The sequence below is a fragment of the Methyloprofundus sp. genome, from assembly GCF_965251085.1.
Classification (GTDB): domain Bacteria; phylum Pseudomonadota; class Gammaproteobacteria; order Methylococcales; family Methylomonadaceae; genus Methyloprofundus.
In genome coordinates this window covers 4,735,853-4,747,997 of the sequence record NZ_OZ252594.1, presented here as the reverse complement: position 1 = coordinate 4,747,997, position 12,145 = coordinate 4,735,853, and the positions used below count along the sequence as shown (strand labels likewise).

The window sequence follows — 12,145 nt, the reverse complement described above, 5'->3', positions numbered from 1 at the left end:
TAATTTTCTAATCCAATGGAATTCTGATTTTTTGCCCTGGATAAATTAAATCAGGATCTTTAATCACCTCTTTATTCGCCTCAAAAATACGTGGATATTCCATCGCGTTTTGGTAATATTTTTTAGCAATTTTTGATAACGAATCACCGCTCTCAATCACATAATATTCAACCTTATCAGATTCAAATGCTGTCGCCATATCTACTTCGACATCATTAATCTGAATTTTCGGCACGACCTCGGTCACACCATTGACATTCCCTGCCATCAAAATAGCCTTCTGAGCTGCTTCAGTGCTATCCGTCACTCCTATAATAGTTGCAACGCCATCATTATAAACAACACTTAAGTCTTCAATTCCCGGATTATCGGCATTAATATACTCAGTTATTTCGGCTGCTGCATCAGCATCCTTATTAAAAAGTTTTTTTCCTATATTACTGGCAAAATCAAAAAGTCCCATTTTTCTCTCCCTCTGTTTATAAAAATTTCTTGGCCATATTCAATAAATCATCTGTGATGCTGCCATCGTTATCTGCATCCAGAAACGAGGTTATCATAAGTACCCATGCAAAATTAATTTAACCTTTTATGCAAACTCTACTTTGTAATTCTTTCCAATATTAGACAGCACCTTAAATAATTCTTCCTGAAGAGAGGCATAGGATTCATAAGCTGAAAAAGGAAGCCATTCGTATTTTATTTTACGCCATATAATCTCGATAATATTTAACTCGGGTGAGTATGGCGGTATACGGTAAATGGATAGGTTTTTTTCTTTCCACCTTTCAAGGTTTTCATTAAATTCATTACTCGTATGAGTCGATGCATTATCAATAATAAGAGTTGTTGGTTTTTTAATCTGTTTAGCAAATTCATCAATACAAGCCACAACAACCGAAGTGTTTACACTCCCTTCAAAAACAAAAGAATCAAACCTGCAATCTCTGTTAACAAAACCTAATACATTAAGACGCTTGCTGTTTGAGCTTGGTATTTCAATCGTCTCACCTGACTGTTGCCAAGCATAAGGAACACAGGGTTCTAGTGTAAACCCCGACTCATCAAAGTAGCACAAATCAAGTTCATTCTCTTTATGTTGTTGTATTAATTCTTTTATTTCATCGGTTGCCAAATCAAATTTATCTTGATTACGCTTTATCCTTAAGGATTTTCTAACTCGTTTCCAAACAAGATCAGCTTGTTTACAAATACGTTTTATAGTATCAATGCTAACTGAAATGCCTAGATCTTCTTCAAATTTTGCTAGTACTGATTTTAATGATCTAGGAGATTTTTCAACTCTCTGGACTAAGCTTATTTGTTGTTTTTCAGTTAAAATACCTCGCCGTCCTCTTCCCTGACAGTCAACCAATCCATCGATTCCATTCTTTTCCCAGTTAGAAAACCAAGTGGAAACAGTTTGGCGGCATACGTTATAAATAGAACAAATCATGGGAACAGAATGCTCTTTGAAACTTAATAAAATAGCATGAGCTCGACTTCTACTTAAATGAAGTGGATGGTTTTTATGCATCACATTTAAAGCAGTAATTTCTTCTGGGAGTAGGTGTTTTATATAGAGCACAAACATTTAGAGTCAGCAAAATAATTGTTTATTATGACACCTTTTTTCGTTAAATTAATTTTGCGTAAGTACTTACCTATCACGGGACTAGCATCGGCTCCGGTTAGACTACTCATATCCAGGCTTTGCCCACGTCCTCCTATTGGGCTATCAGTGGTTTCCTTACTCAGTGCTCCCATTGCCATCGTGGCTACCAGAGGTAATAACTGCTTAATAATGCTGCTATCAATTCCCGTCGTTTTCGCTGCCTGCTCCGCCACGCCACGACTGGCATCTCTTCCGCCGAGAACCTTTCCTAGAATGGCATTGCCTTCATCCGTTGCGGCCTGGCCAGCCAGTTCTTCAGGGCTCTCAAGATAACGCTGATAATTACCTTTGCCCAATGCCGTCACTAATTCGCCAAGCCCTTCAGAGCTGCTTGCATTGCCTTTAATACCTTTTGATACGGCAGGTAACAATTGACCCAGCACATTTTGCACATCCTTTTCCCCAATCCCACTGCTACGTGCGAGCTGGGCAATAAGCTGACCATTTTGACCACTTAGAAGCGAGTCTAAAATCCCCATATAATTCTCCTTACAGTTAACACTCAATAGATATATTACCAACTCACTCGGGTGTACTTAAAAGTGCAGTAAATATGAATTGCATTATTGTAGAGCGGACTTCAGTCCGCTATATTTCAGCATGAATTGCGGACTGAAGTCCGCTCTACAACGTTGCTTGTTACTATTACTTCACTTTTAAGTACACCCGCCTCACTCAAGACATCTGACAGACAGAAATAAGCGATGTAAATAAGTACTACTAATAATAGTACATTTGTAGCATTTCATCTAGAAAAGAATAAGCGAGATTAAAATCTATGCGCATTTTTCAACCGGAACGGCTTAAGCCTGATAAGTCATGCGTTAGCGAGATTTTTAGGATTGTTATACCTCTATGGCAGATGTGTTATAGTCAGCATCACTACTTAGAGCCAAAATATCATAAATAATAATAAATTAGACTATCATTGATATTAGAGAGGAACCCAGCAATGCCTGAGAAAAACAATAAGAAAAGTCCCTCTTATGCGAGAGAAGAAACGCCCGGCTTTCTGGAAAAAATAGGTGTTAAATATTACCGCTACCTGGCAAATAAATCGGGTACTGCGGATATGCAAAACATCAGTATCGACGACCTTCCACCCGACATTACCCTACGTACGCTAGCAAGCAATATCACCGGGTTTGCTGCAATCATTGCGTTTGCTATCGGCGCATTAACCACCTTTGTATCTATCTGGGTGGAGTGGACCTATATGGATACTATGCAGCCCACTGCTTATTACCTATTATATGGCAGCACCCTGGTGATTATGCTGGCAATCGAAATGGTCGTGTTATTCTGGCTGGGGCTGAAAACCGTCTACAGCCTTGCCTGTCTTACCGGACATAATCAGACTGCTAAGGGCTCATGCCTGCCGGGTGATGATGCGGTACCCAATATCCTAGCTCGTGCAGCACTAGAAGTACCTGATCCGATTATTCATTACCTGGGCATAGATCCCTTAAAGCACCTATCTAAATCCAAATTATTCCTGGTCGCCTTTTTATATAAAGCTAAAGTTGTACTCAGCGGCCTGGCTGTTAAATTTTTATTAATCCGCCTATTTGGTAAAGGCGAGGCGCGTACGGCATTTAGCTGGGTAGCTATACCAATTACCGGTATCTGGGATGCTTTTACACTGTATAAAGTGGCACGAGAAGCACGACTTAGATTGTTCGGTAACAAACTGGCTGAACATATCGTCAATGATATGCTTACCGACGATCTGATTGCACAACTCAGCCCGAAAGCGCGCGAAGGCTCAGTGCGAGCCGTTGCTACGATGATGGTATTGGCGCAAAACTACCACCCTAATATGCTGGTCTTATTACTCAGGCTATGTGATACCTTTCAAATTGATGATAGTAAGGAATACGATGACTGGGAGGACTTTCTAGTGGTGCTTGACGAGGTCACAACCAAAGAACGTTACTTCTTGCTTGATTTGCTAAGTGTTGCTGCTGCATTTGATGGTCATTTATCGCAGCTGGAACGTCACCATTTACCCGAAGCATTTAAAGAATTAACGAAAGAGTATATGGAGCGTACTGAACAATTGATGAACCTACTCTTAAATGGTCAGCTTCATGCGGCTAAAAAACTATGTGTACTGGATTTTGACCCAGGTTAAATCCTGAAAGCTGGACACTCGGCCTTTAACAACTCTGAAACCTAGAAAAATAAGTTGAGCACGGAACCATAGCGCAAGGCTTGGTTTCACAGGGCTTTAAAAAAATTTTCGCTTCACCATTCGTTAAGCAGACATTTTTTGCGGTGCCGTGGAATCAAGAGCTTGTGCTAGAAGCCGTGAGCAACAGATTTTTCTAGGTTTATAACGTTCAACTACGGTTTTTAGGTTAAAGCAAAGCCAACTTCAGAGCTCCTGATCTCGACATAAAGAAATCAAAAGCTTACCGTTTTCACAAGATAATCAAATGATACTAAAGTGCAAGGTTGGCGCTGAGTATACGAAGCCCAACATGATATTGCACAGTGATTGTTGGGCTTCGCAAGCTCAGCGCCAACCTACATATCAAGCATTGGCATCAAGTTATTATCCTAGAGTTCAGGTGGTCTGAACTTAATAAAAGTTTCAGTAGCGACTTTTTAATTAGCCTTATTTACTGGCAGGGCAGGTCTGGGATCAGGTGGCTCAGTTGGCCCCCCACCGCCAAATCCGGTAGGTCTATTGTAGAGACCACGCCCATAATAATATCCGTAATTAGGGTAATTATAGCCCTGATAAACCGTATATCCTACACTAGTATTGCCGGTGGAACTGCAAGCCGGTAAGACCAACGTTGCTGTTAGCATGACCGCGAGTAGTATCAGTCTGTTTAAAATCCTCATCACTGCCCCTCACTTCCCAGGTCTTTATCACCTGGCTTCCAGCGATGCAGTATTAAGAAGGCACCCACGTTATCAGAAATAACCGCAATATTTGCACCTGTATCCTTTAGAGATTCCCCAGGACGCACCCATATTTTACCGCCTAGACTCGTTACTTTGTCTAATAACAAGGCAGGGTCTTTAACCCGGATAGACGAGACCCAGCGAACTTTAAAATCATCTTCAGGAACGTGTCTGATGCCGGCGCGCCACTTACCTTCATTTTCCAGAATCTGGTAATCTCTTTGGCCAAATATTGAATCGTAGCGCCCCAGGTTCTGATAAAAAATAAAACTATCCTGCGGCTGATTGCTCCATAGCTCATCCCATAGCCAACTACCTTCGACAGGCACACTATCGGCAGGATCGCCGTCCATTGCATGTAATAACAACAAATGCGCACCTAGTGGGTCACTTACTAAAGCCCCACGCCCACGATGTGGCATATCCAGAGGTCCTTTGATTATCTCCCCACCATGGTCTTCCAGGTAGTCACTCGCTTTATCCACATCGGGAACCGACATATAGGCTAGCCACACTGCTTCTGCTTCTTTCCCGGTCTGTGGTTTGACTTCCAGCATTCCGCCTATGCGGTGCCCCTTGTTTAAAATAATCGTATAGCGCCCCTGCTGCAGGAAGGTCCAATCAAACAATCCACTATAAAATTTTCGTGACGCGGCAATATCGGGAGTAATTAAATCATGCCAGACAAACTTACCTTGATGATAAACATTGGTAGGTGCTGCCGTAATGGCAACCAGAGCCTCTGCATTTGCAGCATCTTCTGTGGAACCCGGAGTCGCACAGCCCGACAAAAAGCAGCTTGCCATTAGCAGAGAAGCAACGAGCCGTGCTAAATAATAATCAGACTTGATAGTGCCACTATGCATAATTTATTCCCTGTAACGTAAGTGTTGTTTGCAGTATATAACAAAAGCACCGTGATCCTGGAAAAATTAGTTGCGAGTGGACCTTTTGTAACAAATATTGATATTGTTTTCACTTACCTATCAGCTAACTATACATCACGCGGTCACGGATGCGGTTGTATAGTGAACTGATTTTTGTCGAGGGCAAGACGCTGAAGTTGGCGCATAGCTAACTACGTAAAGGTTTCAGCAGCGTAGCTATTGGCAAAAACTCAGCCGCTAGAAATCCACACCCGTGACTGCGCGAAGTATATGCAGGTTTAATATCAGGACAACTTGCTCACCTATAAATATGCGAGTATAAGTATCACCTAAATCCTGCAAGCCCATATTTTGACTCTCATTAACCTGTCTAGCTAAGTGGTTATTAGGTTTTTACTGCCGCTTTGCCAGCCCTCTTTGTCCAACCGATCAAAATATCCAGATTTAAATCATAAATAGAGGAAATTTTTTGTATCGTATGGATATCCCCCGAGCCCAAGGCAATAAACACCCTGCCAACGTGCCATGACCTTTTAATCAAAGTGACTTAACTTCGGTTAATGTTAAGCGAGTAACCCCACCTTAACCCAATCATCCCATTCCTGTGGATAGAGCGGATCTGCAGGTGTTCTGACTCTCAGCTGATTATTGCCTGTGAGTAATTTTCCAGCCACCCGAATCAGATAAGTACGAAGTGTATCCGGCTCCCATTGGCACAACGTTTTGTTGCCACTCAATTGAGCCATCCAGCGCACGGTATTGTAGGCAAGAACGGCGCAATGAAATAATGCGGCATTAGCCAGAAATTGATTCGTTCTGATTTTACCTAAACCCATTTGTGATTTTGCTTCTTCAATCCATGTTTCGCACGTCGCTCGTTCACCATACTTCTTATGTGTTTGCCAAGGCGATAGAGGTTCAGTTGTTACATAACAAAAATAGTCATATTCTGCCGTATCCCAAAGCTCGGACTGAGGTCCTGTCACTTGTTTAGGTTGCTTTATCCTGACCGCGACAAACTGACGAGAGCGAGACCAGCCACCACAACGATATTGAAACTCGCTCTGCTCCCAACCGGGTCGGCCTTGTATGGCTGTCCAGGCCTGTTTGGCCAGCAATGCGTTCAAATTCTTAAGTTTAACCTTTATTAGATACCCATGCCCTCTGGTATCGAGAAATTCAAGCAAATCACCGACAAAATAACCACTGTCACCGCGAAAAATAATGCGCATCCGATTGGGCAAGTGTGCAAGTAACTGTTTGGTAAATTCTACAACACCATTGCTTGTAAAGGCATTGCCTGTCCGGAACCAGGCTTGTAAAATTTCTTTTGTTTCCGCTAGAAAAGCGAGTTGTGGATGGTATGAACGGGCACCTTTCTTTTTGGGGTTGAAGCCTTTGGCACTTCCTTCTTGTCGACCACAAACGGTGTCCACAGTTGAATCGACATCGACCCACTGGACGGATTGTATGCCAGTTTTCGATTTTCCGGAACGAAGCAATCGCCGCCAGTGTTGACCACGCAAAGTATGCGTGAGCGTTTCAAACTGGCTTATCTGCCTATCACTTACTTCTTTAAAGATCCGTAAAATTGTGGTTTCAACAGGAATCTTTATCCAGCCAGCTACTTTGCGCAGTACGCTATCTGCCCATACGGTCGTCACCTTTGCCATTGATGTTGCTCCCCCCATCATGCCAACCAACGTCAATAGAACCACATCAGATAAGTGATGGTCTGCATTTTCACCCCGCCGATGTGGAACGCTTTGTTTTACGGTTTTTTCAAAACCTATCCTGTCTAAATATTTCACGACGGGAATCAGTCCCGCCTGGCTTGTCAATCCATGTGCTGTAGATGTCATTTTTACCGTTCGGGTACGGTTTCTTACGTGAGATGAGGATTTTGATACTTTAGAGGGCTTCATTAAAACAATGAGATAGTGAAATCAGGAAAATGATATTATATCATTGTTTAATAAGGAGTTTTGTGGATTATTATGTATAATGCTTGCAGGATTTAGGTAATACTTTCAAAAAATGTTAGCCTCACCCATAGGTTAAGCGGACATTTTTTGCAATTGCGGTAGAAACCGTGAGCGGCTGAGTTTTGCCGGTAGCTACGTTGCTGAAATCGTTACGTAGCTAGCTATGCGCCAGTTTCCGCGTCCCCGTATCAAGTACGGGGCAGGCTTTGCTCTCGAAAAAAATCAGCTCACTATATTTTCCGCATCCGTAACCGTGCGAAGTCTAACAACAAAGTTACTTGTAAAATAAAATAGTAAAGCTAGCCTATATAAAATTGCCGCATCATTCCTAAGTCTTCATGTTCCAGATTATGGCAATGATATAAAAATAGGCCTTTGTAATCTTCAAATGGCTTGGCAATGACGATCTATTCACTGGGTATCACTATAATAGCCAGCTACGTAACAGTTTCTACAGCGCAGAAGGCGGATAAAAAGACCAGCCAGTTGCTTAAGTTATTTCGTGCGCGTTCCTTAGCGGTTATGCAGGCCAGACTCATCAGAGAATTTCCACACGCGAGTAATCACCAGAACATCAACTTCTTCAAGCAATGCTTTCGGTAACGGTGGAAAAGGAGCGCTTACCTTGACGATACGCTTGGCTGCCTTGTCGAGCGCAGGATAGCCAGAAGATTTCCTAATACGCATACTATAAATACTGCCGTCTGGTTTAATCCCGACATCCATGGTGAGTGTGCTTGAAAAGCCAGCGCGTTTTGCAATCGCAGGGTAATTTAGATTGCCCATATTTTCTATTTTACGCTGCCAGTCGGTAATATATTGAGCAGCAAGATATTTATGCGCACTGACAGAATTAATAAATTTAATGCGTTTTTGATCACTGCTAGGTTTTTTATAACGTATTTTTTCACCCAGCTGAGTCAATTGCTGGCGCAAGGCATCCATGGATAATTTAGGCCGAGGCTTTGTATTGTTTTTTTTAGGCTCAGGTGCCTGGGAAATTTTTTCTACTGCTTTGTGTTGAGTAATGACGCGTTTATTTGCACTGCTTTGCTGTGTACGCTGCTGTTGGGCTGGCGGCTTTTTTGGCTGACGACCTACTGTCATTGTCTTTTTTGCAGCCGGAGTGGGTTTATCAAGTTTTTTACCCGTGGCTATCTGATTATTCTGCGCCAAAAATTCTGCTTTTTTCGGTGCTTTTAGTGCTTGCTTTGTGACCAATGTAATTTCAAGGGACTTACTGACCCTATCTACCTTAGGCTTGCTAAAAGTGATACCTAATATTAGTAGCGCATGAATGACTGCTGCGAAAAAAAGGGTAACCAGCAGGGTATCATTATTGGATAGCGGTGAAGGGCGTTGAAAAACTTGTTCACTCATACGTCTAGTCTTTCGCGAGTACTGTCTCAATATGATCCATCAGTTTTGCACAGATATTAATGCCAAACTGCTTATCCAGTTCTTGTACACAAGTCGGACTGGTCACATTGATTTCGGTTAAATAATCTCCGATGACATCTATACCCACAAAAACCAGCCCCTTTTCCTTTAATACTGGCCCCACTTGATTTGCAATCCAGATATCACGCTCGCTTAAGGGCTGGCCTTGTGCAAAGCCGCCTGCAGCAAGGTTCCCACGAGTTTCACCTTGTGCGGGAATACGCGCCAATGCGTAGGGAATAGCTTCGCCATTAACGATCAAGATGCGCTTATCGCCCTGTTTGATTTCTGGCAAATATTTTTGCCCCATGACATGGCGCTGACCATATTCGGTAATCGTTTCAATAATTACGCTAATATTCGGATCATTGCTGCGCAAATGAAAAATCGAAGCGCCTCCCATGCCATCCAAAGGCTTTAATATAATATCCTGATGTTCTGCAAGAAACTCGCGAATCAGGTCTGCGTTACGCGTGACCAGCGTATCAGCACAGCACTGCGGGAACCAGGCGGTAAAGAGTTTTTCATTAGCATCGCGCAATGCTTGAGGTTTATTGATAACATAAACACCCTGTTTTTCAGCTAGCTCCAGGATATGGGTAGCATAGATAAATTCCTGATCCACAGGCGGTTCTTTACGCATAATGATGCAGTCTAAAGATTCTAGCGCGATGCTTTGCTGCTCAATAACCTGATACCAGTCCGTTGCGTGACGCTGGACCTTAATATGCCGGATATTCGCATAGGCTTTGCCATTACGTAAAAACAAATCATCCATTTGCATATAATATAACGTCCAGTTGCGTGCCTGCGCTTCCAGTAACATCGCAAAACTGGTGTCTTTATGGATGTTAATATGGTCAATCGAATCCATGACCATGCCCAATTTAATAGTCACAATATTTTTCTCTTGTATATAAAGGGGTTATGCATTTTCAGTAAGGCTTAGGCACCTGGAAACAAATAATCATCCATCCTTGTTCATCTTTTTGTCCGTCATCAGCACTGTAGCAATAGTTATGTAGCCAGCTATGCGCCCTTTGCTACCGCACCGATGACAAACAAAAATCCTGCCCGATTATTAATTTCCAGGTGCCTTATTACAATTCCATTTATAGCTGCTGTCATTAGCTGAGTGCCCGATGAAAATCCAGCGTCATTTTCTTTTTTGAGTATAGCCTGTTTTTTGCTGAATGGGCGTGATTATATCAAGAAAATAAATAAATTCTTGTTTACCTTGTCGATAAATTTTGGTATAAAGTCCGGCTAACTTTGAATAAAGGCACACTTGAGGTAAATCATGTCCAAAATTTGTCAAGTAACAGGTAAACGTCCTGTTAGCGGAAACAATGTATCACACGCTAAAAATAGAACAAAAAGACGCTTTAATCCTAACTTGCATCATCATAAGTTCTGGGTTGAAAGTGAAAATAAATGGGTACGCTTAAGATTATCTGCTAAAGGTATGCGTATCATCGATAAAAAAGGTATTGATGTTGTTTTAGCAGAATTGCGTCAACGCGGCGAAAAAGTTTAAGGAGTCATAACATGCGAGATATAATAAAATTAGTTTCATCAGCGGGTACTGGGCATTTTTATACAACAGATAAAAATAAACGTACTATGCCAGAAAAAATGGAAATCAAAAAATTTGACCCTGTTGTACGTAAGCACGTCATGTACAAAGAATCAAAAATCAAATAATTCCTTGTTTGCCGGATTTAATTATCTGCACGAGGCACAAGGCTTTATTGCAGCGTAAGCTCGACAATCCCTCGGGGTTGTCTATGCTTACTTAGCTAAGCGCAGCTTATCCAGTGCAGCTTTTAATTTCTCTGTTTGTTTATAAAGTAAGCTGTACTGCTTTTTAAATAAGCTTAATTCAGTCATTAAGCGTTCATTTTCTTCCTTTAATACTACGTTTTTCTGTAGCAAGCTGCCTTCCGTTTCAATAACATCAGGCATTTCTTCAGTGACTAGCTCAGGCACATTTTCTTCTTTATTCCAATGGGGTAAGCTTTGTATGCCACCCTGCAGAATAATCGCGTCCATCCGGTTCTTGATTAATTCAAAAGCCGCTGCATCACTTGCTACGCCATCCTCACAAACAACAACAATTTTTCCTTGCTCTTGCATTAACTCATTAATATACATGCGCAAAGTGAAAAAAGGCATGTTACGACTACCCGGTATATGCTGTTTTCTGTATTCCTCGGTAGAGCGTATGTCTATTACCAGAAGCTCGGGGGATTGCTCTCGCTCTTGCTGTAAATCACTATATTCTATGTATTTAAGCACCGGCTCTTTAATGAATTTAATAAAGCGCTCTGCATCTATACGCGAAACCAGCATATCTGTAGTAGCGGTAACCGTCATATTTCTTGGTTCTCCCGTTATTATCGCTTCCTCACCAAATGCCTTTCCTTCGGCAAGCTCCAGATAACTTATTGCTTTGCCTCCCTCAGATGCTTTTCGACTTAAAGTACAGCGACCTTTTTTAATCAGGAAACAATAATCACCCTCATCGCCCTGTTTAAAAATAGCCTCACCCTGGCTAAATTTAACATCTTGCAAGCTCATCAATACCTGCTGCAAATTCACCGCAGGTAAAAGCTGAAACACGGGTGATTGCAGCATAGCAGCAAGCCAATCTATGCTTGCATCAGCTTCGCTATCATCATCGTCATTAACAACTCGGTAGACATTTTCCGCTTCATTATAATCAGTATCCGTTTTATCAAAGGCATTAAGACCCAGGCTAATAAAATTGACATCATCTATTGCACGAGCTGAAACTTTACGGGGAAACTGATGAGCTAATGCAAATTTTGCGGCATCTGTTCCAGCCTTAATTGTTTCCAGTATGAATTCATTCGCTTCTAAGGAAACCGTACCTTGAATAAGATAAATAAATGATTCTGTTGCATCACCTATCTTAAATAGGTGGTCTCCCCGAGATACCCTAGACACATCACAAGTAGTACATAGCTCTCTAAATTGCTGTGCTGGCATCGTTAGCAATGGAAATTGCTTGCGTAAGGCCTTGCCTTCGTTTGATTTAGGATTAACAGCCATAGAAACTTGTTAGAGAATTGTTTTGCAAGAAGTTAATAACAGAGTATTGGAGAACATCAAATTCTTGAATTATTATTTTATACTTTAATTATAATCGAATGCTCTCTTTAGTATTATTTTTATGCAGGCCAATCTGACTATAATTGAAATACTGCTTAATCAAAGCC

General features: G+C 41.7%; 11 protein-coding genes and 1 pseudogene. 3 read left to right on the top strand and 9 right to left on the bottom strand.

Annotated features, from left to right (window positions below; all coding sequences use genetic code 11):
• Positions 1 to 7 precede the first annotated feature (7 nt).
• From lysM to ACQY3F_RS22400, 3 genes are all read right to left on the bottom strand, one after another.
• The gene (gene lysM, locus ACQY3F_RS22410; protein WP_428357352.1) at positions 8 to 463 is read right to left on the bottom strand and encodes a peptidoglycan-binding protein LysM; all 456 of its coding nucleotides are present in this window, start codon (positions 461 to 463) and stop codon (positions 8 to 10) included.
• Positions 464 to 589: 126 nt separating this feature from the next.
• On the bottom strand, positions 590 to 1,594 hold the full coding sequence (locus tag ACQY3F_RS22405) for an IS630 family transposase (protein ID WP_428353111.1): 1,005 nt from the start codon (positions 1,592 to 1,594) through the stop codon (positions 590 to 592).
• The gene (locus tag ACQY3F_RS22400; RefSeq protein ID WP_428357350.1) at positions 1,576 to 2,154 is read right to left on the bottom strand and encodes a DUF937 domain-containing protein; all 579 of its coding nucleotides are present in this window, start codon (positions 2,152 to 2,154) and stop codon (positions 1,576 to 1,578) included. Before ACQY3F_RS22400 ends, ACQY3F_RS22405 begins: the two co-directional genes overlap by 19 nt.
• A 473-nt stretch (positions 2,155 to 2,627) precedes the next feature.
• On the opposite strand from ACQY3F_RS22400, the gene ACQY3F_RS22395 reads away from it, so the two are divergent.
• A complete protein-coding gene (locus ACQY3F_RS22395; protein ID WP_428357348.1) occupies positions 2,628 to 3,809 on the top strand; it encodes an LBF_2804 family protein in 1,182 nt (393 codons plus the stop codon).
• A gap of 718 nt (positions 3,810 to 4,527) precedes the next feature.
• Here ACQY3F_RS22395 and ACQY3F_RS22390 read toward each other — a convergent pair.
• The 5 genes and pseudogenes from ACQY3F_RS22390 to gshB all read right to left on the bottom strand — a co-directional run bounded on the left by ACQY3F_RS22390 (position 4,528) and on the right by gshB (position 9,801).
• A complete protein-coding gene (locus tag ACQY3F_RS22390; RefSeq protein ID WP_428357347.1) occupies positions 4,528 to 5,457 on the bottom strand; it encodes a VOC family protein in 930 nt (309 codons plus the stop codon).
• A 584-nt stretch (positions 5,458 to 6,041) separates the two neighbouring features.
• A complete protein-coding gene (locus ACQY3F_RS22385; RefSeq protein WP_428352972.1) occupies positions 6,042 to 7,403 on the bottom strand; it encodes an IS1380 family transposase in 1,362 nt (453 codons plus the stop codon).
• A gap of 359 nt (positions 7,404 to 7,762) precedes the next feature.
• Positions 7,763 to 7,870, bottom strand: a pseudogene (locus tag ACQY3F_RS22380) (multicopper oxidase domain-containing protein); the annotation flags it as partial.
• Between the two features lie 106 nt (positions 7,871 to 7,976).
• Positions 7,977 to 8,843 (bottom strand): energy transducer TonB, encoded by an 867-nt coding sequence (locus tag ACQY3F_RS22375; RefSeq protein WP_428357346.1) that lies wholly within the window; start codon positions 8,841 to 8,843, stop codon positions 7,977 to 7,979.
• A gap of 4 nt (positions 8,844 to 8,847) precedes the next feature.
• The gene (gene gshB / locus ACQY3F_RS22370; RefSeq protein WP_428357345.1) at positions 8,848 to 9,801 is read right to left on the bottom strand and encodes a glutathione synthase; all 954 of its coding nucleotides are present in this window, start codon (positions 9,799 to 9,801) and stop codon (positions 8,848 to 8,850) included.
• A 402-nt stretch (positions 9,802 to 10,203) separates the two neighbouring features.
• Here gshB and rpmB point away from each other — a divergent pair, with 402 nt between their 5' ends.
• On the top strand, positions 10,204 to 10,440 hold the full coding sequence (rpmB, locus tag ACQY3F_RS22365; protein ID WP_428357343.1) for a 50S ribosomal protein L28: 237 nt from the start codon (positions 10,204 to 10,206) through the stop codon (positions 10,438 to 10,440).
• 11 nt (positions 10,441 to 10,451) lie between these two features.
• A complete protein-coding gene (gene rpmG / locus ACQY3F_RS22360; RefSeq protein WP_428357342.1) occupies positions 10,452 to 10,607 on the top strand; it encodes a 50S ribosomal protein L33 in 156 nt (51 codons plus the stop codon).
• Between the two features lie 87 nt (positions 10,608 to 10,694).
• On the opposite strand, the gene ACQY3F_RS22355 is transcribed toward rpmG, so the two are convergent.
• Positions 10,695 to 11,978, bottom strand: a complete 1,284-nt coding sequence (locus tag ACQY3F_RS22355; RefSeq protein WP_428357341.1) for a cyclic nucleotide-binding domain-containing protein — start codon at positions 11,976 to 11,978, stop codon at positions 10,695 to 10,697.
• Positions 11,979 to 12,145: the final 167 nt, after the last annotated feature.

Coding starts and splice junctions, on each gene's coding strand:
- ACQY3F_RS22385 (WP_428352972.1), bottom strand. CDS start 7,403: ATGAAGCCCTCTAAAGTATCAAAATCCTCATCTCACGTAAGAAACCGT.
- ACQY3F_RS22390 (WP_428357347.1), bottom strand. CDS start 5,457: ATGCATAGTGGCACTATCAAGTCTGATTATTATTTAGCACGGCTCGTT.
- ACQY3F_RS22395 (WP_428357348.1), top strand. CDS start 2,628: ATGCCTGAGAAAAACAATAAGAAAAGTCCCTCTTATGCGAGAGAAGAA.
- ACQY3F_RS22400 (WP_428357350.1), bottom strand. CDS start 2,154: ATGGGGATTTTAGACTCGCTTCTAAGTGGTCAAAATGGTCAGCTTATT.
- ACQY3F_RS22405 (WP_428353111.1), bottom strand. CDS start 1,594: ATGTTTGTGCTCTATATAAAACACCTACTCCCAGAAGAAATTACTGCT.
- lysM (WP_428357352.1), bottom strand. CDS start 463: ATGGGACTTTTTGATTTTGCCAGTAATATAGGAAAAAAACTTTTTAAT.
- ACQY3F_RS22375 (WP_428357346.1), bottom strand. CDS start 8,843: ATGAGTGAACAAGTTTTTCAACGCCCTTCACCGCTATCCAATAATGAT.
- ACQY3F_RS22355 (WP_428357341.1), bottom strand. CDS start 11,978: ATGGCTGTTAATCCTAAATCAAACGAAGGCAAGGCCTTACGCAAGCAA.
- rpmB (WP_428357343.1), top strand. CDS start 10,204: ATGTCCAAAATTTGTCAAGTAACAGGTAAACGTCCTGTTAGCGGAAAC.
- rpmG (WP_428357342.1), top strand. CDS start 10,452: ATGCGAGATATAATAAAATTAGTTTCATCAGCGGGTACTGGGCATTTT.